The organism is Nocardia abscessus NBRC 100374, assembly GCF_000308455.1.
Lineage (GTDB): Bacteria > Actinomycetota > Actinomycetes > Mycobacteriales > Mycobacteriaceae > Nocardia > Nocardia abscessus.
In genome coordinates, this window is the sequence record NZ_BAFP01000065.1 from 22,171 (window position 1) to 48,321 (window position 26,151).

The following is a 26,151-nucleotide window of genomic DNA, read 5'->3' on the forward strand; positions in this document are numbered from 1 at the left end:
GCAGGTCTGCCGCGTGCTGGGAGTAGCGGGCGAGGCGCTGACCGAAGCTACTCGGCGGTTCTATCCGGGTGTCGAACTCCAAACCGATGCTGCTGCGCACAATTCGCCGGGTAGCTGGGTCGCCGCGCATCGCAACAGCCGGGGGATGACCAAAGCGGACCTCGCACGCGCGGTCGGAGTGACGCCGACGCGGATCTGGGAGATCGAGAACGGGGATCGCCCGCCACCGAACCTCTTCTTCCGGATTGCACGAGCATTGGGCGTGGGGCAGCAGGCGCTGGGGCAGGCTGCGCGAAGCCTTTATCCGGATATCTTGCTCGATCTCGAACCGACTGCGCACGATCCAGCCTCACCCGGCAACTGGATCATGACACAGCGGCACAGCCAGGACATGACCCAGGCCGAGTTGGCGCGAACCGCGGGCACGTCGGCAGGGTTCATCGCCGGAATCGAGGGCGGAGAATACACTCCGAACTCGATTATCTTCCGGCGGATCTGCCGGGCCCTCGAAGTCGCGCCGGAACTGCTGGGGGTGGCCACCCACCATTTCTATCCGGATCTCGAACTCGAACTCGATCCGGGCGCGCATGATCCCGCGTCGCCCGGCAGCTGGATCGTGGCTCTGCGTCACGACCGGGATTGGGCCAGGACCGAACTCGCGAAAGCGATCGGGCCCGGCTGGGGTCATCTAGCCCATATCGAGACCGGAAATTACGTGCCGAGGTTCGCGGTCTTCCGGCGAATCTGTGCGGTATCGGGTATCGATGACGAACTGCTGCGGGCGGCGACCCGGCACTTCTATCCGCACATAGATCTCGACCTCGAGCCGGCGGCACACGACCTCGGCACGTGGATCACCGCACTGCGTCACGACCGGGACATGAGCCGCGCCGAACTCGCCCGAGTGACCGGCCTGTCCACGAAGTACCTGGGTCAGGTCGAGACCGAGAATCGACGACCGCGGTTCGGCACGTTGCGGCGAATCTGCCGGGCGCTGGGAGTCTCGGGTAGCTCGCTGATCCAGGCGGTGCGGGACTTCTACCCGGACATCACCGCCGATATCGATCCCGCTTCCCACGAATCACTGGGGCGTTGGATCGCGGCGCTACGTAACGACGAAGGAATGTCGGCGACCGAGTTCGCTCGGCGAGCGCGGATGCCTCGCAGCACTCTTTCCAGTATCGAGAACAATCGCTATCTTCCGCGGCTGAGCAAATTGCGGCAACTGTGTCGAGCGCAGGGCGTCGGTGGCGAGTTCTTGCTGGAGATCGTCGAGCGATTCTATGCGGATCGATACGAGCGGTCCGGCTATCGAGACGAAGAAGAACTGTTCAAACGGTATGTCGTGACTCGGGTGGGTTCGCCCGAGGAAAGAGAGGTCCAGGAGGAGATTCTCGAGAGATTCGCGTGGGTTCCGAAGGCGGTGGCGCGTCGGGAGCCGCCGGATATTCGTGACGATGCGGTACAGGCCGCCTGGATCGGGATGCTCAGCGCGATCGCCAACCACGTGCCGTCCGCGTCGTTCGCTGCTCATGCGTGGGCCGGTTGCCGCGCAGCTGTGTTCCGGTACCGTCTAGCGCTCCGCTTCCCCGATCTCGACAATCGCACACGGAAGCTCGTGAGCACGGTGGAAGCGCAGATCCACCGGATGGTTTCCGCGGGTGCGGCGCTCGAGGACACCGAGATCGCTCGGGGAGCGGGATTGACGGTGGCCGATGTCGCGCTGGCTCGGGAAATCCTGGCTCGACCCACTCTGCGGCTGGACGCGCCGATCAGCGGCAACGACGGGTCCATGCACCGGGATGTAGCCGATCCGGTTCCCGCGGGGTTCTCCGACACCGACTTCGCGATCACTGTCCGCGCCGCACTTGCCGACATGGCCGACCCCGCAACCGCGGAGCGGCTGGTCATGCTTCACCTGGTCGAGGGCATGCCCTTGGCTCGCGCCGCCGAGCGGCTGGGGTTGCCAACCGCGGCCGCGGCAGACGTTCTCGCCGACACGGTCGCCCGATTGCGCGGTGCGTTCGACCATCGTGAATCCGGCGAGGTCACCGCGAGTGAGCAGAACCGGCCGACGCCGTGGAGCAAGGCGCGCGCGGAGCCGGATCAGCCGCCGAAACCATCGGGTTCGCAGGGTGATTCCGCTCCAGGCGAGGACATGACCGGGCCGGACGGATTCATCGGAAGCAGGCCACCCGAACCGGGTGAGTCTTCACGTACGCAGGTACCGGAGGAGACGCCGCGGGCGACGCCATGGTCGCGGCTCTCCGACAGTGAGGCACACGATCCGCCCGACGGCTCGGCTCCATCCGCAGCGTGGCCGACCCCGAACGGCACTCAGCCGTTCCGGCTGTGGTTGAAGGCAGCTCGCCTGGCTCACGGACTGACTCAGGCCGGATTGGCCGCTCGCATCGGCGTGCCGAATTCGGCGACCTATATCGGTTCGCTGGAGCGTGGCGTGACGATCACGCGAGATATGGCGGTGCGTCTGCTGGAAGGTCTGGGCGCTCCCGGCGAGGTGGCCGAGGCAGTTCTCCGAGAGTATTTCCCGCACGAAGACGGCGAGTTTCCCGATCCCCGGTCCGACCGGTTTCGCCATCCCAAGGACTGGATCATCGCCGCTCGCACGAGCAAGGGACTGTCACGCACGGAGCTGGCGGCGCGCGCAGGTGTGGGCCTGACCGGTTTGAGTCAGAAAGAGCGCGCGCACAACCCCCGGGGTGAATTCGGCATCAGTCCGGATTACGCGCTGCGTCTCCTCGCCGGACTGGACGCTCCGGGTGATATCGCCACGGCGTTCATGAGCCGCTTCTACCCCGGCTTGGAAGCCGAAGCGCGGGGCGGTGAGCGACGAAGCACCGGGCCTGAGGGATTCATCGGCAGCCGGCCCGAGGATGACGCGCCAACGGATCCGGTGCGTGCGGGGGAGCCGGGGCGCGCCGCCCCCACCGATCTCATCGGGCCGGTCGACGCGCGCGCCGGGCTGCCCACGCCGGCGGTCCGCGGTCGGCTCCGGTCGAGGCAGCCCGAGCGGTAGTGGGTCCGTCCGCCGTAGCGGGGGTGGGGCCGAGGCTCGTGATGCAACTCGGAAAAGGCGGGCTCGCGGATGTGGGGCGGGCGTGTGCCGACGCCCTGATGATCGGGGTGAATGCGATCGTCGTGGAGGTGGGCCGGACTGCCGCGGATGTGGCTGCCCTGGAAGTGATGTGCCGGTCGGCAGCATTCGAGGATGCGGTGCTGTCGGTGGAGGTGCCCGCGGGACCCGCCTGGTCCGAGTCGGAGGTCCGGGCGAAGGTGACGGAGATCGCGGCCACGCTGGAGCGGCACCGCAGACGAGGGGAGCTGCACGCGTTCGACCATCGGGTATTGACGGCAGCCGCGGAGCTGGCACCGGACTGGCAGCGCGTGGCGATGGTCAACACGCTGACGGTAGTCACCAAGGGGATGCGCGCCGCCACCGGTTGGATGGCTCGCGCGCTGCGGCCCGGAGCCGAGAAGATCGACGCCCTCTTCGATGATGCGCGCCGTGCGGGGGCTACCGGTGTCGCCATCCCGTACCTGTTGCTGTCCGAGCATTTCGTGCGGCAGACCGCCGAGGCGGAAATGCCCCTCGCGGTTTGGGGCGGAACCGGTTCCGTCCGGATGCGCGAATTGCTCAGGATGGGCGTCGGCACGATATGGACGAGAAACACGAAAGATCTCGCACTTCTGCGCGCGGAGGTCGTCGAGAGCGGACTCCGGATACCCGAGGCGTTCCCACCCTCGACACCACCACCGGACGGTCCACCGAGGTCCACGCCGTGGTCGGGGTCCCCGGGTCGATGACGGGTCCGGATCCAGAAAAACCCACCGGAAGGTCAAAATGACTGACTGGTTGGTTCTTTCGTAGTCGGACACTCGGCGACACGCCGATTGCCTCTTCCTGCAGAATTCGGCGGCAATCAGACTCCGGCGGGTGACTGTGTTCGAGGGATGCACACTGATTGTGTCCGCATGTAGCCTACTCGTCAGCGGGGCCGCGATATTTCTGCTGATCGGCCAGCTGAAGCTGCTGCGGCAGCAAGTCGATGACGCACGGCGTTCGCTCGATCAATCGACAAAGCAGGCCGTCCTGGCCGCAGAACAGGCCGCTGAGGAGAACCGTCGGGTGCGACAAGCCGAAACGCTGAAGTTCATGGCGACGACGCTTCCACAGCAGCACGAGCTCCAGAACGAGGTCCCGATCCTGGAATCGGACACGCGGTACCCAGCCTTCCTGGAGGCCGCACTGGTACCCGACTCGGACGACTTCCATAAACTGCGCCGACTCATGAGCCTCTACGAGACGTTTGCGACCGCCGTCAATATGAACGTGTTCGACTACACGCTGCTGGAACGCACTTCGGGCTCCCGATTCAAGCGCGTCGCGGAAATGTACTCGTCGTGGGTGACGGCGGAGCGGAAACGGATCCAACGACCGGCCCTCTACATAGAACTCGAAACACTTGCCGCACGCTTGAGCGGCAGAGCTTCGCTCAATGGAACCGCACCGTTGGGGGCGTCAGCACCAGCTCGAGGGCTCCCTCTCGAGTCGGCACCCGCTGCCGACTGAGGTTTCGCACGATCGGATCGGAACCTCCGGTCAGTCCAGGACGCGGTGACCGGCAGCGGCCGGTCGAGCGTCGTGTCGCTTCGGCGCTGGGCCCGAGTCCGCTTCCGCGTCGGCCAGGCAGCTGCTGGGTAGCCCGAGGACACCGTGCCAGCGCACGCCGCCCCATCCCTTCTTCAGAGCCAGTGTTTGCGGCGGAACACGATGAACAAGACGGTGCAGACAATGATCATGAGGGCCAGGACGGCGGGGTATCCCCAGACTTGTTCGAGTTCGGGCATGTGTTCGAAGTTCATGCCGTAGATACCGGCGATCATCGTGGGTACGGCGGCCATCGCCACCAGCGCGGAGATCTTGCGCATGTCGGTGTTCTGCTGCAGCGCGGTCTTGGCCAGTGCGGCGCCGATCAACGCGGTCAACGCGTCGTCGAAGTCGTGGATGCGTTCGGCGGCCACAGTGTGGTGATCGGCCACATCCCGCAGATAACGACGCACCTCCTTCGACAGCGGTGTCTCGGGTTTCCCGAGCGTCTCGAGCGGCAACGCGAGCGGGTTGACCGCGCGCCGCAGCTCGACGACTTCGCGTTTGAGTTGATAGATGGAGGCGATCGCCACTTGGGAGCCGGGGGTGAACACTTCTTCTTCCATGGCATCGACGTCGTGTTCCACCGCAGTGGTGACCTCGAGATAGGAATCCACCACGTAATCGGCGATCGCATGCAACACCGCACCGGGCCCCAGGCGCAGCCGCTCCGGGTCGGCCTCCAGATCGCGGCGGACACCGGCCAGGCCGGAGTGCTCGCCGTGGCGGACCGCGACCACGAACTGCGGCGCGGTGAAGATCAACAGCTCGCCGGTCTCGACGATCTCACTGACGCTGTGCAGTTCGTGCTCGGCATAGGCGACGGTACGCATCACCAGGAACAAGGTGTCGTCGTAGCGTTCCAGCTTCGGTCGCTGACGGGCGTGCACCGCGTCCTCCACCGCCAACGGATGCAGCCCGAACGTGCGGGCGATGTCGTCCATCTGCGCGGCGTCCGGATCGTGCAACCCGATCCACACGAACCCCTCACCCCGCTCACGCACCGCCGCCAACGCTTCGGCGTGAGTGAACCGGCCGGGCAGCCGGTGACCATCGACATAGACCCCGCAATCCACGATCGCCCGCGCCGTCGGCACCGGGATGTGCGGCACAGCGACAGGGGAACGCCTGGACCGGCGGAACGAGGGAAGCGATGAACTCGGCGACACCGCATGAATGCTACGACCGCCACCTCGGGCACGTGAGTCCCGCCGGCCGCTGACATCAGCTGCCGACCGGTGTGATCGCGACGATCCGAGCTGCGGTATGAGAAAAAGCAGACACTTCCCTTGCAACAACACATTGTCTGTAATCATGTCTGGACAACTGTCTGGTAGAGTCCGGTTCAAGCTGACACAGCGGGCAGCCTGCGCCCCCGCGGCGATGTGGTAAGGAAGTAGTCGAAGTGAGCGGATTGCAAAATGAGTGGCGAGCGATCGTTGTGGGGGCGGGGGCGGTCGTCGTCGGCGGTAGCCGGGGGATCGGCTTCGCCGTCGCCGCACTACTCACCAAAAGGGGCGCGGGCGTTGTGATCAATGGACGTGACGAGGCCGCCGTGGACAGGGCCGTCAGGGCGATCGCGCTCTCTGGAAATCGGGCGGTGGGCGTGGCCGGCTCCGCGGCCGATGTGGGCATCGCGACGCAAGCAGTGGCGGAATGTGTCGAAAAGTTCGGCGCGATAGATGTTCTCGTCAATTGCGCAGGAGTCGCGGAACCCCCGGCCTCTTCGATTCTGGACGTGACGCCCTGGGATTGGGGTGCGCTACTGGAGGCGCATCTCACCACGGTGTTCAACACCTGTCGCGCAGCCGCCCCCCCCGGATGGTCGAGAAGGGGCGAGGTTCGATCATCAACACCAGTTCCTTCGCCTACCTCGGCGACTACGGCGGGACCGGGTACGCGGCAGGGAAGGGGGCGGTAACCAGCTTGACGTTGGCGATCGCGGCGGAGTTGAAGGAATACGGAGTGCGGGCGAATGTCGTCTGCCCTGGAGCGAAGACCCGCCTTTCCTCCGGACTCGCGTATGAGGCTCGTATTCTCGAACTCTATCGGCGGCAGTTGCTCGATGAGGCGGTGATGCGCAGTTCGCTCGACGCTCCGCCCGCGGAGTACGCGGCGCCGCTCTATGAGTTTTTGGCCAGTGATCTCGCTGCCGATATCACCGGTGAGATCTATATCGCGGCAGGCGGATTCGTAGGCCGATTCGAACGCCCCACGCCCACCGTCGTGGGCTACCGGGACCACCAGGATGCGCCGCCGTGGACGGCGGAGGAGTTGCGTCAGCTGATCACTGGCCGGAGGTCCGGTCGCTCGAATACCGCGGGGTAGGACGTGAGGTACTACGCGTTGTCCGAGCATCCGGTCACGCCCTCCGAACTGGCGCCGGTCGTCGCGGCGTACCGCGAGATCCGGTCCCGTCGGCAGACGCTTCCGGCCAACCCCGGGGTGGCCGCTGTCGAAGTCGTGAAATCAGGAGCAGCTTCGTGACAAGCCCGCACGGGGTGCCGGCGGCACCGATCGATATACCGACCGACGTCGGGCATCTCACTCCCGAATGGCTCACCGCAGTGCTGCACGCACACGGGCACGAGGCGGTCGTCGCGAGCGTATCCGCCGTGCCGGTGGGCTCGGGCCAGATGGCCGGCTCCTATCGCCTCACGCTGGATTACCGCAGCCCGACCGTGTTGCCCGCCACCATGATCGCCAAGCTCGCGACCCGACCGGACGATCATCGTCGGTTCGGTTCAGGCGCGTTCCGCAACGAAGTGCGGTTCTACCGTGAGCTGGCCGGTACCTTCCGGGTGCCGGTGCCGCGTTGCCATGCCGCGGTGATGTCGGCGTCCGGCAGTGAGTTCGTGCTGCTGCTCGATGATCTCGCGCCCGCGGTTCAGGGCGACCAGATCGCCGGATGTCGTATCGAGGAAGCCCGAGCCGTTGCCGTCGCGGCGGCAGGACTACATGCTCCGCGTTGGTGTGACGACACCTTGCTGACTACCGCTGGTTTGGCGTTGCCGACCAACGAGGACCGGGAGTTGATGGAGTCGGTGCTTGCGCCGATGGCTCTGGCCTTCACCGAGCGTTTCGATGCCCGCTTGACCGATCTGCAACGCAAGGCCGTCGAGTGGCTGGTCGCCTGCGCCGGCGAATGGATGGTGGCCCCGCTACGCCACTTCGCGCTCATCCATGGCGACCTGCGCATCGACAATGTGATGTTCTCCCCGGAGGGGGCGGTGACCATCATCGACTGGCAGACGATCACCGTCGGACAGCCGTTGCGAGACATAGCTTTTCTGCTTGCGACCAGTCTGTCGATCGAAGACCGCCGCGCCGGTGAGCGTCGCATCATCGAGGACTACCACCGAGCGCTCGTCGACTACGGCGTCACCGGATACACCGCTGAGCAATGCAGGCGGGATTATGTGTCGTCGCTGATTCAAGCCCCGCTCATCGTGGTGTTCGGTTGTGGTGCCGCCCTGCCCACCGAGCGTGGCGACGCGATGTTCCTGACCATGCTCGACCGCAGCGCTACCGCGATCGATGATCTCGTGCCCGGCGCGCTGCGGTGAAACCGCTCAGCGGTGGATCCGGCGGAGGTGTCCGAGTGGGTTGCGCGGTGCTTGATCAGCCTCGCTACGGTGCGGCCATTGTGGCCGGAACATTACCGTAGTACTGTCCAGACAGGTGTCCATCTCTCCGTTCGGCGAGACGGCGGTCGCGTCCGTTCGAAAGGCGGTTGGCGGTATGGTTCTGGCGGATCCGGATGTGTTGTCGGTGGCGGAGTTGTTCGAGCTCGCTGCCGCTGCGCGAGGCTTCATGCCCGAAGTCGAGGGGCGCGCGCTGTACGAAGCGGCACAGCGATTCTGCGGCGGTGGGGCGACAGTCGAGATCGGTACGTACTGCGGTAAATCTTCGGTGCTGCTGGGCGCGGCAGCTCGCGAGCGAAATTCGACCGTGTACACCGTCGATCACCATCACGGTTCGGAAGAACACCAGCCCGGCTGGGAGTACCACGATGATTCGCTCATCGACCCGGTGACGGGACGCTTCGACACAGTGACGGCCTTCCGCCGGACAATCGTCCAGGCCGGTCTGGCCGACACCGTGATCGGGATCGTGGGGGAGTCGGCGCGCGTGGCACGGATGTGGCGCACGCCGATCGAGTTCTTGTTCATCGACGGCGGTCATTCCGAACCGGCCGCGCATCGTGACTTCGAGGGCTGGGCCGGCTGGGTCGCGATCGGTTCGGCCCTCGCCATCCACGATGTGTTTCCCGACCCCAGGGACGGGGGCCGGGCGCCGTTTCAGATCTACCAGCGAGCTTTGGACAGCGGAGAGTTCCGAGACGTCTCGGCGACGGGTTCGTTGCGGATACTCGAGCGGGTCGCGGGCACCGTCGGACGGATACCGACGCCGGCTCGCCGCTGAGCCGTCGCCGCGGTATCGCGAAATATGCCGTTGGCGGTGGTGGTCCGAGAGAGCGCGTCGGCGGCCAAGATCACCGCGGCACCGGTCCAGGTGGTGCGCTCCTCCGGCCAGCGTTTGCCGTCGGAGAAGACCAGGCCGGTCCAATAGGATCCGTCGGATTCGCGCAGATGCTGCATCGCCGCCAAGAGGCGGCGGGCGTGCTCATGATCGTCGAGAGCGTCCAGGGCCAGCACGAGCTCGCACGTCTCCGCGCCGGTGACCCAGGGTTGATGCGCGACGCAACGGATTCCGATGTCACCGACGACGAAGTCGGCCCAGCGATCGGCGATTCGTGTTGCGGCGGCAGCGCCGCGAACCGCTCCGCCCAGAACCGGGTAGTACCAGTCCATGGAGTACCGATTCTTGTCGGCGAACGCTTCGGGATGCCGCCGAATGGCGTGCCCCAGACGTATTCTCGCGGCTTCCCAGGCCGGTTGTGAAAGGCCCAGTCGCGCAGCTAGGGCGAGCGCACAGCCGATGCTGTGAAACATGCTCGAGCAGCCGGTGAGCAGCGCCTCGGCCACCACGCCACCATTGTCGCGCAACCAGAAGATTTCGCCGTGACGACCTTGCTGCATGCCGATCGTGAAGTCGATCGCGGCCGAGACCACCGGCCACATCAGGTGGGCGAAGGCGATGTCGTCGGTGCTGCGCACGTAGTGCCAGACACCGGTGGCGATGTAGGCGCAGAAGTTCGTGTCCGTAGCGTGATCCTCGATCGTGTCGTCGCGGAACTGCCTGGGCCACGAGCCATCTGGGCGCTGGGTCTGCGCCGACCAGGTGTAGGCACGCCGGGCCTCGTCGAGCAGCCCTGCCGCGGTGAGCGCCATCGCGCATTCGATGTGGTCCCAGGGGTCGGTGTGCCCACCGGAGAACCAGGGAATGGCACCTGAGGTCTGTTGCACGTCCGCGATGGATCGGGCGGTCAGCAATGTCTCGCGGGCGGTGATCACACCTCGTACCGCGGGTAGGTCAACGTTGGGCAAATCGCACCGCCGGCTTCACGAAGTACAGCGCTACGCTCTTGCCCATCAACGGGTTGAGTACCGATTCCGCGACGCGGGTGAGCCCGGGTTTGCTCATCATGTCCCACACCAGCAAGCGGTGGTAGGCGCGAACCAGGAGGTGATCGGACTTCGACACGCCCACCAAGCATTTCAGCCACCAGTAGGGCGCATGCAGGGCATGCACGTGGTTGCGGCCGAGATAGTGCAGACCTCGGGTACAGACCTGCGTGCGCAGGTCGCTCGCCCGGTAGATGCGCACATGTCCGCCTTCGTTGCTGTGATATTCCTCGGAGAACAGCCAGCACAAACGCTCCGGAAGCCAGCGCGGCACTGTCACGACGAGCCGGCCGCCGGGTTTGAGCACGCGCACGAGTTCGGCGATGGCTCGGGCATCGGAGGGAATGTGCTCGAGCACCTCCGAGGCGATCACGCAATCGAACTCGTCGTCGGGGAAGGGCAGTTCGAGGGCGTCGCCCGCGGTCACGGTGGCGGTCGCGAAGTGCGGCGCCTCGCCCGCGGCGGCCATGGCCTCGAACATCGTCTCGACCCCGGCGAGTTCGGCGACATCCTGATCGAAGGCCACGACATCGGCGCCGCGGCGATATGCCTCGAACGAATGCCTGCCTGCCCCACATCCGACATCGATGACCCGGGTGGACGGTCCGATCCCGAGCCGATCGAAATCGACTGTCAGCATGCGAAATCTCCTGTCTCGGCTCGGTCGGTGTGACTGGACGTATGCGCACGTCGAGCGATGGCCTGCTCGTACACGCGGGTGGTCTGCACTGCCACCGATTCCCAGCTGAACCGTTCCAGGGCACGTGCGCGCCCGGCCTGGCCCATCCGTCGCCTGCGGTCCGGCGCGTCGAGCAGGGCGCCGAGCACTCGGGTGAGCTCGGCTTCGTCGCCGGGGTCGATCAGGTCGGCACACCGCCCCGCCGGGCCGACAACTTCCGGCAGGGCGCCTGCGCGGCTGACCACCAGCGGGGTCCCGCTCGCCATGGCTTCGACCGCGGGCAACGAAAAGCCCTCGTAGAGTGAGGGAATACACGCGATCTCGGCCGAACCGAGCAGTGCGGCGAGTGCGGTGTCGGAGAGCCCGCTGCTGACCGCGACGATGTCGGTCAGGCCGAGTTCGGCGATCAACTTCGCGGTCGGGCCATGGGGTTCGAGCGTGGCGACCAGCTGTAACTCGATCTCGTGGTCGACGCGCAGCCGCGCGACGGCGTGCAGGAGGTGGGCGATACCTTTGAGCGGTTTGTCCGCGCTGGCCACCGCCACGATTCGGCCTGGCACCCGGGGCCGGTCGCCGGGCTGGAACAGTCCGGTATCCACGCCGAGGGGCACCACCTGCAAGCGCTCGGGGGCAACGCCGAAGTCGTCGACGATGTCGGCGGCCGAGGACGAGGACACGGTTATCAGATCGGGTATCCGGCCCGCGACTTTCCGCTGCATGCCGAGAAAGCCGTACCATCTTCGCACCAGCGGTTTTCGTCGCCAGGGCGCGGCTGCCAGGTCGACTTCACGATCCCGGGTGATCGGGTGGTGAATGGTCGCCACGACCGGCAGATCCCGGGCGATGTCGAGCAGCCCGTAGCCCAGGCACTGATTGTCGTGCACGACATCGAAATCCGCTGCCCGGCCGCTGAGCAACCGGGCCACCCGCAGGCTGAACGTCCGGGGTTCCGGGAAGCCCGCCGTCCACATCGTCGCCAGCTCCAGCAGGTCGATGCGGTCGCGGATCTCGCCGGGTCGAGGCGTGCGGAAGGGATCGGGTTCCCGGTACAAATCCAGGCTCGGCACCTCGGTGAGGCGCACGCGCGGATCGAGTTCCTCGGGATAGGGCTGACCGGAGAACACTTCGACCTGATGGCCGAGATCGGCCAGCCCGGCGCTGAGTCGGCGGACATAGACCCCCTGCCCACCGCAGTGGGTTTTGCTGCGGTAGGACAACAGGGCGATGCGCATGGCGGCTTCCTTCATCGTTCTTCGAGCGGCCATTCGATGTCAGCCACGTCGTAGCTGCCCGCGTGGACACAACGCTGTACAGCTGTCTGGACAGTACTATGGGCAGATTCGGCGGGCAACCGTCGAGTCATGCGTCATGGTGGGGGCGGTGTAGCGCGAGTTGTCGCGCAATCAATGTATGGACAGCTGTCTGGACGACATTCTCTCCGCCCACTAGCCTGCTGTTCATGACGACGACAACGCCGACGCTTTCCGTCGACGTGGGCGACTACCGCTTCGACGTTCACGCTGAGGTCGCCAGTCCGGGCACCGCGGGCCGGACTGTCGCAGTACTGCTGCACGGGTTTCCGCAGAGCGCGGCGTCCTGGTCTGTGGTCGCGCAGCGGCTGAGTGGTTTCGGGATCGCCAGTTATGCCCCGAACCAGCGCGGCTATTCGCCGGGCGCTCGCCCCGCGGCGGTCGATGCGTATCGGTTGGCCGAATTGACCGCGGACATCATCGGACTGTGCGATGCGCTCGGTCTCGAACGGGTGCATTTGGTCGGGCACGATTGGGGCGCCATCGTCGCGTGGAGCGTCGCCGCCGCGTATCCCACCAGGGTGGCCTCGTTGACCGCGGTGTCGGTGCCGCATCCCGCCGCGTTCGCGCAAGCGATGCGATCGGATCCGGAGCAAATCGAGAAATCACGGTACATGGCGTTGCTGGAAGAGCCCGGTAGCGAAGAGATGCTACTGGCCGACGCCGCCGCGGCATTGCGAATCGGATTCGGCGCGGCTGTTCCCATGGAAATCGCACAGAGCCACATCGAAGTGCTGTCCCAACCGGGTGCCATGACCGCCGCGCTGAATTGGTATCGCGCCAAAGGGCAGGACTGGCATGACATTTCGGCGGTGCGGGTGCCGTCGACCTTCGTGTGGGGCACCGACGACATCGCGGTGTCGAGGTGGGCCGCCGAACGCTGCGTACGCCATGTCGATGCGCCCTATGAGTTCCTGGCGCTGGACGGGGTTGGTCACTGGATTCCCGAAGAGGTGCCCGATCGGCTGAGTGCGGCGATCGTGCACCGCATTGTCAGCGCGCACGGCGACTGAGCCGGTACGTCGCCCCGTGGTGGGTGCGACGTTGTCCGATCTACTGTCCATGGAAGGTGTGCTCATGGCCTTTGTCATCACACAGCGGTGCTGCAACGACGCGAGTTGCGTCGCGGAGTGCCCCGTCGATTGCATCCGGCCGCGGCCCGACGATCCCGGTTTCGCGACCGCGGAGATGCTGCATATCGACCCCGGCACCTGTATCGACTGCGGGGCCTGCATGGATGCCTGTCCCGTGGGCGCGATCTACGGTGCGGACGAGCTGCCCGTGGACCTGCTGCGATACGCCGAGATCAATGCCGCCTATTTCCAGCACCATCCGCTCGACATTGATATGAGCGCCGCCACCGCGCCCGCACGACTGTCACGCGAAGCCGGCCGGTTGCGCGTCGCGATCGTCGGCACCGGCCCCGCGGCGTGCTATGCGGCCGAACACCTGCTCGGCCGGGGCGATGTGGAGATCGAGATGTTCGACCGCCTGCCTGCGCCGTGGGGACTGGCTCGGTACGGCGTCGCGCCCGACCACCCCGAGACGCGCGGTGTCACCGCCATGTTCGCGTCGGCGTTCAAACGCGACTCGATCCGGTTCCACCTCAACGTCGACGTCGGACGGGATATTTCACACACCGAACTGCTCGAGTACTGCCACGCGGTGATCTACGCGGTCGGCGCATCCGCCGATGGCCGACTGCACATACCCGGTGAGGACCTGCCCGGCAGCCACTCCGCCACCGAATTCGTGGCTTGGTACAACGGGCATCCCGACTACGTCGACCGCCACTTCGACCTGTCCGGTGAGAGCGCGGTCATTATCGGTAACGGCAATGTGGCGCTGGACGTCGCCCGGGTGCTGACCGCCGATCCGGATCATCTGGCGCGTACCGATATCGCCGATCACGCCGTGGAAGCATTGCGGCAGAGCGCAATTCGCGAAGTGCTGTTGCTGGGCAGGCGTGGTCTTCGGCAAGCCGCCTACACCGGCCCGGAATTCCTCGCGCTCGGGCAACTGCCCGGTACCGATGTCGTCATCGACCCCGCCGATATCGACGACGACGTGGCCGCCGCATTGTCGGATCCGGCCACCGATCCGACGACCCGCCTCAAGCTGACCCTGGCGAAGGAGTACGCCGCCCGCGGTGCCACCGGCGCGTCCCGCCGCATCGACTTCCGGTTCCGCGTCACACCGGTCGCGCTGGACGGGGCGGGGCGAGTCGAGTTACTACGTTTGGCCCACAACGAGCTTCGTGAGTCGCCGCAGGGTCCGGTGGCGGTGGCGACCGAGCGCACCTCATCCGCCGAGACCTCCTTGGTGCTGCGTGCCGTCGGTTATCGTGGCGTGCCGGTACCCGATGTGCCGTTCGATCCTGGCGCGTGCATCGTTCCCAACGAGCGCGGCCGGGTGGTGGACAGCGCTGGAACAGTGGTGCCCGGTGTCTATGTCGCCGGGTGGATCAAGCGTGGCGCGCGCGGGGTGATCGGCACCAACCGCGGCGACGCGGAGCAGACCGTCGCTGGGTTGGTCGACGATTTCGCTGCCGGAGGTCTGGTCGCACCCCGGCGCGACCGCGAAGACTTGCTCGCACTGCTGTCACGCCGCTGCCCGGACCTCGTGGACAGGTCCGGCTGGTCGCTGATCGACGCGGCTGAACGCGCCAACGGCGCGGCGCTCGACCGCCCTCGCGTCAAGTTCACTCGTGTCCAGTACATGGTCGCCACCGCACGCGCCCGATAGATGTGCCAAATTCTGGCCTTACTGTTCGCGGCGCTTGTCGCGGATTGCTGACTGTAGTACCGTCCGGACATGTGTCCATATCATGTCTGGACAGATACCCCTGAAAGGATTCCCATGGCACTGGTCAAGCCGCAGCAAGTGTCCGGAGGTGGGGGCGAGCACGGTCACCTCGAGGAGTTCCGCACCGATCCGATCGCCTTGATGCGCCGCGTGCGCGCCGAATGCGGCGATGTCGGCTCCTTCGAACTGGCCGGCCGCGACGTAATCCTGCTGTCGGGCGCCGAAGCCAACGAGTTCTTCTTCCGCGCCGGCGACGAGGACCTCGACCAGGGGGCGGCCTACCCGTTCATGAAGCCGATCTTCGGTGAGGGCGTCGTCTTCGACGCCCCGCCGGAACGCCGCAAGGAGATGCTGCACAACCAGGCGCTGCGAGCCGAGCACATGCGCGGGCACGCGAGCACCATCGCGCGCGAAGTGGATCAGATGCTCGCGCACTGGGGCGAGGAGGGGGAGATCGACCTGCTCGACTTCTTCGCCGAACTGACCATCTACACGTCCTCGGCCTGCCTGATCGGTGTCAAATTCCGCAACCAGCTCGATTCCCGCTTCGCGCACCTGTACCACGAGCTCGAGCAGGGCACCGACGCCCTGGCCTACGTCGATCCCTACGCACCGATCGACAGCTTCCGTCGCCGGGACGAGGCGCGCGCGCAGCTGGTGGAACTGGTGCAGGGCATCATGAATCAGCGCGAAGCGAACCCAGCCACAGGCAAGGACGACCGCGACATGCTCGACATCCTGATCTCGGTCAGGGACGAACACGGCGCCCCGCGATTCTCGGCCAGTGAGATCACCGGCATCTTCATCTCGATGATGTTCGCCGGGCACCACACCACCTCCGGCACCGCCGCGTGGACGATCATCGAGCTACTGCGCCATCCCGAGCTGATGGACACCGTCGTGGCCGAGCTGGACGAACTGTACGCCGACGGTTCCGAGGTCAGTCACGGCGCACTGCGCCAGATTCCGAATCTGGAGGCGACGCTGAAGGAGGTGCTGCGCCTTCATCCGCCGCTGATCATCCTGATGCGTATCGCGCGTGACGAATTCGAGGTGTGTGGACACCGCATCGCCGCCGGTGAGATGGTGGCCGCAACCCCTGCGGTGTCGAACCGGATTCCGGAGGACTTCCCGGCTCCCGACACCTTCGATCCCGGTCGCTATCTCGATCCGCGGCAGGAGGATCTGGTCAACCGCTGGACCTGGATTCCCTTCGGCGCCGGCCGCCACCGCTGCGTCGGCGCGGCATTCGCGCTCATGCAGTTGAAGGCGATCTTCTCGATCCTGCTGCGGGACTGGGAGTTCGAGTTGGCGCAGCCATCGGACACCTACCGCAACGACCATTCCAAGATGGTGGTGCAGCTGGCCCAGCCGTGCCGCGTCCGTTACCGCCGTCGGCGGCGGTGATCCCACTTCACACACCCTCTGTTCACAACGACGTCGGCCCTCCAGGAGGACGCTGTGTCAGCGCCATCGCTACCCACCGGATTCGATTTCACCGATCCGGCACTGTGGGAAACCCGCAATCCCGTCGAAGAATTCGCGCAACTGCGCCGTACCGCACCCGTGTGGTGGAACGAGCAGTCCGATGAGAGCTCCGGCGGTTTCCGCGACGGCGGCTACTGGGTGGTGAGCAGACATGAGGACATCAAGGAGATCTCACGCAAATGCGGGCTGTTCTCCTCGCAGCGTAAGGGCGCGGTCATCCGCCTACCCGGACAGATCACCCTCGATCAGATCGAACTCACCGGCGCGTTGCTGGTGAATATGGACCCACCCAAACACACCAAGATCCGGCGCATCATCTCCAAGGGCTTCAGTCCGCGCGCCGTGGAAGGGCTCCGCGCGGCACTGGCCGACCGTGCCGAACGCATCGTGCGCAGCGCCAAACAGCAAGGCGGCGGCGACTTCGTCGAACAGGTCGCCTGCGAGCTACCGCTCCAGGCCATCGCCGAACTGCTCGGGGTGCCGCAAGAGGACCGGCGCAAACTGTTCGACTGGTCCAACCAGATGCTCAACTACGACGACCCCGAATACGGCGACGCCGTCACCACCGACGCCTCGACCAACGCGTCGATGGAGATCCTCGGCTACTCCTGGAACATGGCCGAGCAGCGTCGCGCCCAGCCGGGCGACGACATCGTGACCCAACTGGTCAATGCCGACCTCGACGGCGAAGCCCTCGGCTCCGACGAATTCGGCTTCTTCGTGATTCTGCTCGCCGTCGCAGGCAACGAGACCACCCGCAATGCCATCACTCACGGCATGAAAGCGTTCATCGACAACCCGGACCAGTGGGAACTGTACAAACAGCAGCGCCCCCGGACCGCCCCGGACGAAATCATCCGCTGGGCCACGCCCGTCACCGCCTTCCAGCGCACCGCCACCGCCGATACCGAACTCGGGGGAAAACTCATCCGCGAGGGGCAGCGCGTCGGACTGTTCTACAGCTCCGCCAATTTCGATGAGGAAGCGTTCGCCGATCCGTTCTCCTTCGATGTGCTCCGCGACCCCAATCCGCATCTGGCCTTCGGCGGCACCGGGGCGCACTTCTGTGTCGGCGCGAATCTGGCCCGCCTGGAGATAGATCTGATGTTCAACGCCATCGCCGACGTCATGCCGAACCTGACCCAGCTCGCCGAGCCCGAACGCTTGCGTTCGGGCTGGATCAACGGCATCAAACACTGGCAGGTCAGCTACGGGTAACCGGGCGGCCACGCGACACCGCGACGTCTAGTCCGGCCGCATCACCGCCGCCCGGGCCCGTCTGCGGGTCACCGGCGCAGGATGCGCAGGACGAGAGATCCGGCATTCCCCGCGTTACGAGCGCGGGAGGCGTAGCCGACTTCGGCGTCGATCAGCGCCTCCGCGTACAGATCTTCGAGGATCCGCACCGCGGCGGGGTCGGCGTCGGGTCCCAGTGCCGCACGAACACGGCGGTTTATCTCGTCGGTGATGCGATCACGGAGTCGGGCGATGTCGTGGGAATCGCCCGACTCGGCCGCTGCGTCGTCGGCGCATGACTTCGTCAATGTTGTGAATGTGCCGTGGGCTTCGGCGTCCCGTTCCCATCCGGTCGTGATCCCTACGTCGGGTGTTGCGACGGATTCGATGCTCTCGACGGCATCGAGGCTTTCGGATGAAGACGCCGCCCGCCAGACGATTTCGGCCACGAGTTGCTCCTTGAAGTCTTAGTAGGTGTACACGGTGGTTGTCGCGATGTCGGCATCTTCGGCGGCCGCGCACCACGTGGAACTTCGGAAAGCCCGTTCGAGACAGTGCTCGCGGCGCCGAATCGAGGAGTCGTTCAAAGGTTTCGGCGCCGTCACCAGAGATTTCGAACTCGGTTGCCCCGATGTGGACCCTATATCGGACACATGTATGGATGATATTCTGGACAGCAGTACAAGCGCCAGGTTTTCGCAGTGAGATCAAGGCCATAGTGGGTCGTCCGAGATACCGCCACGGCGGCCGGCTCTTGGCTTGCAGGAGGTATCGAAGTTCGATGAGCACACAATCGGTAGCGGGACGCGCCATCGTGATCACCGGAGGCGCACGCGGGATCGGGCGAGCGATCGCCGCGGAGCTGTGTCGGCGTGGTGCGATGGTTGTCATCGGCGATATCGACGCCGAGGCCGCCGCGCAGACCGCCACCGTGTTGGGCCTCGCGGGCGGCTTCGCGCTCGACGTCACCGATCCCGCCTCGTTCGAGGCGTTCCTGGCTCGGGCGCTCGAGCTGGTCGGCTCGGTCGATGTGCTGATCAGCAACGCCGGGGTCATGCCGATCGGCGCATTCACCGACGAGTCCGATGACATCACCCGCCGGATTCTGGACGTCAACGTCTATGGGGTAATGCTCGGTACGAAACTCGTTCTGCCGCACATGCTCTCGCGCGGGCGTGGGCACTGCGTGAATATCTCGTCACTGGCCGGTGAGAATCCGACTCCGGGTATGGTCACCTACTGCGCGAGCAAGCAGGCGGTCTCGAGCTTCACCGAATCTTTGCGGCGCGAATACCGCGGCCGGGGTGTGCATTTCTCGGCGGTGCTGCCCACATTCACTCGCACGGAGATGATTGCCGGAACCCGGGCCCCGTTCGGGTTGCTGGCGGAGCCGGATAATGTCGCTCGTGCCGTCGCAGACCTGGTGGCGCGGCCGCGCCGCAGGGTCACGGTCACCCGATTGGCCGGCTGGCTTGCGGCGGCGAACAAAGTGACCCCCCGGCCGATCGGTGAGTTCATGATCCGCCGACTCGGGATCGATCACGTCTTCCTGGAGGATGTGGACCGGGACGCGCGCGCGATCTATGACGAACGACTCCGCCGAACTCGGTGACGCTCGCGGTCGGCCACCGACTGTCCAACTGCCACGGAAGAAGGGCACAAGGGCGCGCGTCGAATTGTTCTGGACAACTGTCGGTGTAGCATTCGGACACATGTCCGCACCTATGTCGACCCACACCGAAGCCACGCGCCGCCGCCTGAGCGGCAAACAGGCCGAGACGGTCGACCGGCTCACCAAGACGGCGGTGCAGGTGCTGACTCGCCAGGGCTACGCCGGTACGACGATGCGGTTGATCGCCGCCGAAGCCGGGGTCGGCACGGCCACCGCCTACACCTACTTCTCCTCGAAAGAGCATCTGATCGCGGAGGTGTACTGGCGACAACTGGTCGCGACGACGCCCGCCGACCTGCCCGACGCCGATGCGGCCACCCGTGCGATCGCGGTGCTGCGACAGGCGGCCATGCTGATTGCCGATGAACCCGCGCTGGCCGCCGCGATGAGCCAAGCGCTGCTCGGCGACGACCCCGATGTCGCACATCTGCGCCTACGCATCGGCGGCGAGATCCGCTCACGCCTGACCGAGGCCCTGGGTAGCGAGAACGCCGAGGACCTGGAATGCCTCGAAATGCTGTACTCGGGAGCGATGCTGCAAGCCGGGATGGGGCACCTGACCTACGCGGAAGTCGCCGACCGACTGGAGAGGTCTGCCCGGCGCCTGCTCGCCTGACACCGCGACCGGGCGGCCCACATCCGATTACGGGTCGGGATGCTGGGATTCAAGATGATTTGTGCGGTACCGCGGTCACCAGGCCGCCGTCCATCACGAATTCCGATCCGGTCGCATACGAGGATTCGTCGCTGGCCAGGAACAGTACGAAGGTGGAGACCTCCCTCGACTCGGCTGGGCGCCCGAGGGGGATGGTCACCAGGTCCTCGGGCAGCCCCGCGGTCATCGGGGTGCGGATCAGGCCGGGGTGGATGGAGTTGACGCGAATGTTGTGCGGCGCCAGTTCGAGTGCCGCCGATTTCGCCAGGCCGCGCACAGCCCACTTCGATGCCACATAGCCGTGCGCCCAGGGTGCACCGCGCAGGCCCTCGATCGACGAGACATTGATGATGGAACCGCCACCGCCGGCATTGATCATCGCCTCCGCTGAGGCTCGCATGCCCAGGAACGTCCCGGTGAGGTTGACGTCGATGATCCGGCGCCACTTGTCGAGATCGAACCTCTGGATCGGTCCACCGTTGACGATGCCCGCATTGTTCACCAGGACGTTCAGTGTCCCGAATTCCTCGACCGCCCGGGCCACCGCGACGTCCCAGTGGTCGGGCTCGGCGACATCGAGGTGAACGAAAACCGCTGCGTCTCCGAGGGATGCGGCCAGCGCCGCGCCCTCGTCGTCGAGTATGTCACCGATGACCACCTTGGCGCCCTCGGAAACCAGCAGTCGGGCGTGCTCGGCGCCCATTCCACGCGCGCCACCGCTGATCAGCGCGACTTTGCCGTCTACACGTCCCATGCCGGTCACGCTAGCATCCGACTGTACCGAAATCCAGACAACTGTCTGGAACTATGAACGGACTGGCGGGTGGTCATCTGTCCCACTCGGCCCGCGTACCCCGAGGAGTATCCATGTCTTTTCGTGTAGCCCATGTGGGCACCGGAAACGTCGGCCGCCTGGCCCTGGCCGGTCTGATCGACAGCCCGACCTACGAGTTGACCGGAGTGTGCGTGTCGACGGAGAGCAAGGTGGGCCGGGATGCGGGTGAACTCGCCGGGCTCGACACCATCACCGGGATCACCGCCGTGGGAAATCTCGATGCGCTGCTGGCGACCGGACCCGACTGTGTTGTCTACTGCGCGATGGGGGATACGCGGCTGCGGGGCGCGATGGAGGACTGCCGGCGGCTGCTCGCCGCTGGTGTGGATGTGGTGGGCTCGGCGCCGGGGATGTTGCAGTATCCGTGGCAGGCTCTGCCCGCCAAGTACATCGCCGCAGTGGAAGCTGCCGCGGAGCAGGGTAATTCGAGCCTGTTCATCACCGGTGTCGACCCGGGATTCGCCAACGACCTGCTGCCACTGGCGCTGGCGGGAACCTGTCAGACCGTCGAGCGTGTGCGTTGTATGGAGATCGCCGACTACGCCACCTACGACGGGGCGACGGTCATGTTCGACGTCATGGGCTTCGGGAAGCCGCTCGACGAGGTGCCGATGCTGCTGCAGCCGGGAATCCTCGGCCTCGCGTGGGGGCCCGCGATCCGGCAGTTGGGCGCCGGACTCGGCGTCACCGTCGATGCCATTACCGAGAGCTACGAACGGGTCCCAGCGCCTGAGGGTTTCGATATCGCGGCGGGGCACATCCCCGCTGGAGGTCTGGCCGCTCTGCGTTTCGAGGTGCGCGGGATTGTCGCAGGCGAGCCCGTGATCGTGATCGAGCACATCACCCGACTCCGGGAGGATCTCTGCCCGGAATGGCCGCAGCCGGCGCAGAGCGGCGGCTCCTACCGCGTCGAGATCGTCGGCGAGCCTTCATATCACGTCGATGTCCGTCCCGCGAGCCGCAAGGGCGACCACAACCACGCGGCGATCGTCGCCGCCGCCGGGCGCATCGTGAACTCGATCCCCGCAGTGGTCGCCGCACCGCCGGGGATTCGGACGACCCTCGATCTGCCGCTGATCACCCGGCCCGGGGTCGTCGCGACCTCGGCCTGAGAACCGGCGGACGCTCTCGGCTACCTTCCCCTCGGCAGCCGGGAGTTCGCCGCGAAAGGACGGGATCGCGGGCGGCAGTCAGTATCGAGGCTGCCGTCTGCGCTGGGGTGGCCGTTGCGGCCTCGACGTGTCCAAGGAGTGCTCGCAACGGCAGATTATGGTCCGCCGCAGCATGGTCGACCACTGCCTCGAGAAGTTGGAATACCAACTGATCATATTTCTGGAACCATGTCTGGAATGTGGTCTAGGTCATCTGGTAGCGTCACCCGCATAGCACGCGCGGTCCGCGAAGCCGCACCGATCGGCAGGGGTGCGCGCAAGCGCCCGGATCCACATTTCGCCGAGCACAAAGAATCGGTATGGCCATGCGTAACGGAGGAGTGCCGATGACGGCTGCCCTTAGGGAAGAAGCGACAGCAGCTCAGGTACTCCGCCGAAACTTCACCGATACAGTGATTTCCAGCCTGGCCACTCTCGGCCGAGCACTGCGAATCGGCGCCGACGCAATCCGCATCGGATCGACGGATGCGATCCGGCTGCGTTTTCAGGTGCACGAAACCCTTGCCCAGGCATGGTTCTTGATCCGGGTCACGGCAGTGCCGAGCATCTTGATGGCGATCCCGTTCGGTGTCATTGTCTCCGCGCAAGTCGGAAATATCGTCTCGCAGCTCGGCGCCGACTCGATGATCGGTGCCGCTGGTGGACTCGGTGTGGTGAAGCAGGGCGCGCCGATGGCGACCGCGATGCTGCTCGGCGGGGCGGGCGCCGCGGCCATCGCGTCCGATCTGGGGGCACGCACCATTCGGGAAGAGGTCGACGCGATGCGGGTCATGGGCGTCGATCCGATTCAGCGGCTGGTCGTTCCGCGTATCGCCGCGATGATGCTGGTCGCGCCGCTGCTCAATATCTTGATCATCTTCGTCGGCATCGCGTCGGGTTTCGCGGTCGCGGTGTCCGCGCTGGATGTCACACCCGGTAGCTACTGGGAGTCGTTCGGTTCGTTCACCACACCGATCGACGTCTGGGTTTCCGTGGTCAAAGCGCTGATCTTCGGATTCCTGGTGGTGGTGATCGCCTGCCAGCGCGGTCTCGAGGCGAAGGGCGGACCGCGTGGTGTGGCGGACGGGGTCAATGCCGCGGTCGTGATGTCGGTGGCCGCGGTGGCCGTCCTGAATATCGCGATCACGCAGGTCGTCACCATGTTCTTCCCGGTGAGGATGGCGTGATGACCGCATCGCCGTACCTCCCCGCCGGGCTGCGGTGGGCAGGTCGGAGGCTTCGGCGAGTCCGTCCGCTGGGGCCGATCGAGTCGATCGGATTCGTGATCGGCTTCGCCTGGCAGGTCTTGTCGTCCGTGCCTTACACCATGGTGCATTACCGACGCCAGACCATCACGGTGATCACGGATATGACCTGGGGGCGCGGTTCGGTGATCATCGGTGGCGGCGTGGTGCCGCTCATGCTCCTATTGGGTGCGGCGATGGGCGGTTCCATCGGCATCGAGGCATTCAGCACGCTCGATCTGTTGTCACTCGGTCAGCTCAGCGGTCTCATCTCGGCCTTCGGCATCACCCGCGAGCTCGCGCCGATCGCGGCGGGAGTCGGATTCGCGGCGCAAGCCGGTTGCCGGATGACAGCGGAGATCGGATCCATGCGCATCTCCGAAGAAATCGACGCGCTCGAATCGCTCGGTATCCGATCGGTGCCGTTCGTCGTGACCACTCGGGCTATCGCCGGGGTGGTCGCGGTCGCGCCGGCTTTCGTCGTCGCGCTGCTGCTCAGTTACTTCTCCTGCGAACTGATCGTGACCACCATCCACGGCACGCCATCCGGCACATACGACCATTATTTCGATCAATTCGTGGCCGGTTGGGATGTCGTTGCCGCGACCATCAAGGTGATGCTGTTCGCGATCGCCGTCGTGCTGATCCACTGCTATCAGGGCTACTTCGCCACCGGCGGCCCGGAAGGAGTCGGTATCGCTTCCGGACGTGCCATCAGGGCCAGTCTCGTCGCCATCATCGCGCTCGACATGGTCGCGACAATCGTGCTGTGGGGATTTCAATCTCCCGTTTCATTCACGGGGTGAATTCATGCCTGCCTACACATTGCCCGGAACGGACGTCGGACCACGCCGCGCCCGCATACTCGGCGCGGTCGCGATTCTGCTCGCGGTAATAGTGGTCGGGGCCTGGCGCATGGCGCCGGACAGCCGACCGGCGGACGAGATCGATGTCACGCTGCTGGTCGGCCATGTCGGTGCGGGTATCGGGCCCGGGACGGACGTCAGACTCGATGGCGTGCGGGTCGGATCGGTCAGCGCGATCGACTTCGCCGGACACAGCCGCCAGCGAATCGATGTGACCCTGAGCGGTTCTCAGCTGTTCGGACTGACCGACGCGGTGAGCGTCGACTACGCGCCGGGCAATCTCTTCGGAGTCAGTGCCCTCGAACTACGTGCCCGCGGTGGCGGTACCGCTTTGTCCGACGGATCGACAGTCGATCTCACCGCCGACGACTCCGTGCGAGACGCCACGCTCGCAGCCCTGCTGAAGTCGACGGGCCTGCTCACCGACAGTGTGTTGACGCCGAAACTGGTCGAACTGCTGAACAGAACGTCGCGGGACCTCAGTGCCTTCACACCGCTGCTCGAGGCCGTCGGCTCCACGGTGCGCTCGTTCGCCGAGACGCAGCAACTGCCGCCGTCCTACCTGTTCGACCAGTTCGGTTCGGCGTTGACCGGACTTCCACCGATGCTCACCGGTGCAGTCGACGTGCTGGATGCGGCCTACACGAACCAGTACCTGCGATCCCCGGAGAACCTCGAACGGTTCAGCGAGATGTGGACCAACGTGCAGTATCAACTGCTGCCCGTGGCCACCCGGTTGCTCGGCACCGCTCGACAACACTTCGGCGATCTGCCGCCCATCCTCATGGTGGTTCTCGACCGGCTCTCGGCATCGATCAGCACACCTGATCGATCGACCCGCCAGTTGAGCGAACTACTGACCCGGCTCGGTGTCGCGTTCCACGACACGCCCGAGGGGCCGGTGCTCGACGCGAGCGTGGAGTTGGATGTGGTGCCGGTGCTGGCGGCACCGCTGGCGTCGGTGCTCGGGCCACAAGCAGTACCGGGCGGGCGCTGATGACAACTCGTTCCCTGATGGCGAGGGTCGCTGTCGCCACCTTGCTGATGGGTCTCGTGCTGGCCGGCGTCCTGCGCTTGGTCGAACGACCCATCGACGGCGAAACATCCGATTACACAGCACTGTTCACCGATGCGAATGGCCTGCGTCCCGGCGACGACGTCCGCGTCTACGGTGTTCGGGTCGGTAAAGTCCGGGCCGTCGAACTCGACGGCGCGCTCGCACGTGTGCGTTTCACGGTGACCCGTGACCGTCCGCTGTTCGTCGACAGCAGGGTCGCCATCCGCTATCAGAACCTGACCGGCTTCCGCTATCTCGACATCCAACAGCCGGACCAACCGGGCGAGCGGCGTGACCCGCACACTGTTTTCGGTACGGCGGAGACGATTCCGGCCTTCGACATCACCACTCTGTTCAAGGGGTTGCAGCCCGTATTGGCTGAGCTTTCACCCGATGATCTCAATCAATTCGCCACAAGCATGCTCGCCGTCATCGAGGGCGACGGCACGGGGCTCGGCCCGGCGCTGGGCGCCATCGAGAAGTTGAGCCGTTACGCCTCCGACCGGCAGGCCGTGGTGTCGACGCTGGTCGGCAACCTGGCCCAGATCGCCGAGCATCTCGGTGGGAAATCGGGCAATGCGATCCAACTTCTGAAGAATTTGACCGACCTGTTCACCACCATCACCGACAAGCTGCCCGGACTGGTCGACTTTTCGATCGCAATACCACCTGTACTGCAGCCACTTCGGAGCATGCTGACGACTCTCGGAATCGCCGGTGACCATCGAGGCGACCTCGATGCGGCGCTGCGCCGGGCTTTCCCCGAACCGCGTGAAGCCGTGGCGGTTTTCGAGCGCCTGCCGGGCCTGATCCAAGCATTGACCCTGGCGGTTCCCCAGACCGGACCCGAGGTCGATCTCACCTGTGCGCACGGCACCGCCGCGGCGCCCGCACCCCTGGAGGTACTGATCGCCGGACAGAGGATCGTCTTATGCCAGCGCTGATATTCCGCCGGC

The 26,151-nt window shown here is 65.6% G+C and carries 22 protein-coding genes and 2 pseudogenes; 18 read left to right on the forward strand and 6 right to left on the reverse strand.

All coding sequences use genetic code 11. The annotated features are described in order from the left end of the window. Positions 1-13: 13 nt before the first annotated feature. The 3 genes from ON19_RS43700 (at position 14) to ON19_RS13070 (ending at position 4,591) form a co-directional block, all read left to right on the forward strand. Complete coding sequence (locus ON19_RS43700; protein ID WP_043690814.1) at positions 14-3,037, forward strand: helix-turn-helix domain-containing protein; 3,024 nt, start codon at positions 14-16, stop codon at positions 3,035-3,037. A gap of 41 nt (positions 3,038-3,078) precedes the next feature. Further along, positions 3,079-3,825, forward strand: a complete 747-nt coding sequence (locus tag ON19_RS13065; RefSeq protein ID WP_083899336.1) for a PI-PLC domain-containing protein — start codon at positions 3,079-3,081, stop codon at positions 3,823-3,825. 130 nt (positions 3,826-3,955) lie between these two features. Continuing rightward, complete coding sequence (locus tag ON19_RS13070; protein ID WP_043690818.1) at positions 3,956-4,591, forward strand: DUF4760 domain-containing protein; 636 nt, start codon at positions 3,956-3,958, stop codon at positions 4,589-4,591. A gap of 173 nt (positions 4,592-4,764) precedes the next feature. Here ON19_RS13070 and ON19_RS13075 read toward each other — a convergent pair whose 3' ends face one another. After that, positions 4,765-5,838, reverse strand: a complete 1,074-nt coding sequence (locus tag ON19_RS13075; protein WP_043690820.1) for a magnesium and cobalt transport protein CorA — start codon at positions 5,836-5,838, stop codon at positions 4,765-4,767. Positions 5,839-6,074: 236 nt separating this feature from the next. Between ON19_RS13075 and ON19_RS13080 the strand changes: the two are divergent. The 4 genes and pseudogenes from ON19_RS13080 to ON19_RS13090 all read left to right on the forward strand — a co-directional run bounded on the left by ON19_RS13080 (position 6,075) and on the right by ON19_RS13090 (position 9,094). Beyond that, positions 6,075-6,997, forward strand: a pseudogene (locus ON19_RS13080) (SDR family NAD(P)-dependent oxidoreductase). A 3-nt stretch (positions 6,998-7,000) separates the two neighbouring features. Beyond that, positions 7,001-7,156, forward strand: coding sequence for a hypothetical protein (locus ON19_RS41835; protein ID WP_157229689.1), 156 nt, complete (start codon positions 7,001-7,003; stop codon positions 7,154-7,156). Further along, positions 7,153-8,235, forward strand: coding sequence for a phosphotransferase (locus ON19_RS13085; RefSeq protein ID WP_227954777.1), 1,083 nt, complete (start codon positions 7,153-7,155; stop codon positions 8,233-8,235). Before ON19_RS41835 ends, ON19_RS13085 begins: the two co-directional genes overlap by 4 nt. Positions 8,236-8,410: 175 nt before the next feature. Next, positions 8,411-9,094 (forward strand): class I SAM-dependent methyltransferase, encoded by a 684-nt coding sequence (locus ON19_RS13090; protein ID WP_043690822.1) that lies wholly within the window; start codon positions 8,411-8,413, stop codon positions 9,092-9,094. An 8-nt stretch (positions 9,095-9,102) separates the two neighbouring features. Here the strand turns inward: ON19_RS13090 and ON19_RS13095 are convergent. From ON19_RS13095 to ON19_RS13105, 3 genes and pseudogenes are all read right to left on the reverse strand, one after another. Beyond that, positions 9,103-10,119 (reverse strand): annotated as a pseudogene (locus tag ON19_RS13095) (prenyltransferase); the annotation flags it as partial. Next, positions 10,106-10,837 (reverse strand): class I SAM-dependent methyltransferase, encoded by a 732-nt coding sequence (locus ON19_RS13100; protein ID WP_043690823.1) that lies wholly within the window; start codon positions 10,835-10,837, stop codon positions 10,106-10,108. The pseudogene ON19_RS13095 and the gene ON19_RS13100, both read right to left, overlap by 14 nt. After that, complete coding sequence (locus tag ON19_RS13105; RefSeq protein ID WP_051168822.1) at positions 10,831-12,108, reverse strand: glycosyltransferase family 4 protein; 1,278 nt, start codon at positions 12,106-12,108, stop codon at positions 10,831-10,833. The genes ON19_RS13100 and ON19_RS13105 overlap by 7 nt, the downstream gene beginning before the upstream one ends. A 227-nt stretch (positions 12,109-12,335) precedes the next feature. Here ON19_RS13105 and ON19_RS13110 point away from each other — a divergent pair, with 227 nt between their 5' ends. The 4 genes from ON19_RS13110 to ON19_RS13125 all read left to right on the forward strand — a co-directional run bounded on the left by ON19_RS13110 (position 12,336) and on the right by ON19_RS13125 (position 17,697). Beyond that, entirely contained in the window at positions 12,336-13,199 is an 864-nt protein-coding gene (locus tag ON19_RS13110; RefSeq protein WP_043690824.1) for an alpha/beta fold hydrolase, read from the forward strand. 64 nt (positions 13,200-13,263) lie between these two features. Beyond that, a complete protein-coding gene (locus ON19_RS13115; RefSeq protein WP_043690883.1) occupies positions 13,264-14,931 on the forward strand; it encodes a 4Fe-4S binding protein in 1,668 nt (555 codons plus the stop codon). A 114-nt stretch (positions 14,932-15,045) separates the two neighbouring features. Then, entirely contained in the window at positions 15,046-16,398 is a 1,353-nt protein-coding gene (gene cyp51, locus ON19_RS13120) for a lanosterol 14-alpha demethylase (RefSeq protein WP_043690826.1), read from the forward strand. A 54-nt stretch (positions 16,399-16,452) separates the two neighbouring features. Continuing rightward, positions 16,453-17,697 carry a cytochrome P450 gene (locus tag ON19_RS13125; protein ID WP_043690828.1) on the forward strand — a complete coding sequence of 415 codons (1,245 nt, stop codon included), beginning with the start codon at positions 16,453-16,455 and terminating at the stop codon, positions 17,695-17,697. 68 nt (positions 17,698-17,765) lie between these two features. Here ON19_RS13125 and ON19_RS13130 read toward each other — a convergent pair whose 3' ends face one another. Further along, a complete protein-coding gene (locus tag ON19_RS13130; protein WP_043690831.1) occupies positions 17,766-18,164 on the reverse strand; it encodes a hypothetical protein in 399 nt (132 codons plus the stop codon). 332 nt (positions 18,165-18,496) lie between these two features. On the opposite strand from ON19_RS13130, the gene ON19_RS13135 reads away from it, so the two are divergent. Beyond that, positions 18,497-19,327: an SDR family oxidoreductase gene (locus ON19_RS13135; protein ID WP_043690832.1), complete on the forward strand. Its 831-nt coding sequence runs from the start codon at positions 18,497-18,499 to the stop codon at positions 19,325-19,327. A gap of 100 nt (positions 19,328-19,427) precedes the next feature. After that, complete coding sequence (locus ON19_RS13140) at positions 19,428-20,003, forward strand: TetR/AcrR family transcriptional regulator (protein ID WP_043690835.1); 576 nt, start codon at positions 19,428-19,430, stop codon at positions 20,001-20,003. 49 nt (positions 20,004-20,052) lie between these two features. On the opposite strand, the gene ON19_RS13145 is transcribed toward ON19_RS13140, so the two are convergent. After that, positions 20,053-20,796, reverse strand: a complete 744-nt coding sequence (locus tag ON19_RS13145; protein ID WP_043690887.1) for a glucose 1-dehydrogenase — start codon at positions 20,794-20,796, stop codon at positions 20,053-20,055. 113 nt (positions 20,797-20,909) lie between these two features. On the opposite strand from ON19_RS13145, the gene ON19_RS13150 reads away from it, so the two are divergent. The 5 genes from ON19_RS13150 to ON19_RS13170 all read left to right on the forward strand — a co-directional run bounded on the left by ON19_RS13150 (position 20,910) and on the right by ON19_RS13170 (position 26,139). Further along, the gene (locus tag ON19_RS13150) at positions 20,910-21,989 is read left to right on the forward strand and encodes an NAD(P)H-dependent amine dehydrogenase family protein (RefSeq protein WP_043690838.1); all 1,080 of its coding nucleotides are present in this window, start codon (positions 20,910-20,912) and stop codon (positions 21,987-21,989) included. Between the two features lie 386 nt (positions 21,990-22,375). After that, positions 22,376-23,215 carry an MlaE family ABC transporter permease gene (locus ON19_RS13155; protein ID WP_043690840.1) on the forward strand — a complete coding sequence of 280 codons (840 nt, stop codon included), beginning with the start codon at positions 22,376-22,378 and terminating at the stop codon, positions 23,213-23,215. Then, positions 23,215-24,078: an ABC transporter permease gene (locus tag ON19_RS13160; RefSeq protein WP_043690844.1), complete on the forward strand. Its 864-nt coding sequence runs from the start codon at positions 23,215-23,217 to the stop codon at positions 24,076-24,078. The genes ON19_RS13155 and ON19_RS13160 overlap by 1 nt, the downstream gene beginning before the upstream one ends. Before the next feature lie 4 nt (positions 24,079-24,082). Then, positions 24,083-25,135: an MlaD family protein gene (locus ON19_RS13165; RefSeq protein ID WP_043690847.1), complete on the forward strand. Its 1,053-nt coding sequence runs from the start codon at positions 24,083-24,085 to the stop codon at positions 25,133-25,135. After that, positions 25,135-26,139, forward strand: a complete 1,005-nt coding sequence (locus ON19_RS13170; protein WP_043690851.1) for an MlaD family protein — start codon at positions 25,135-25,137, stop codon at positions 26,137-26,139. The genes ON19_RS13165 and ON19_RS13170 overlap by 1 nt, the downstream gene beginning before the upstream one ends. Positions 26,140-26,151: the final 12 nt, after the last annotated feature.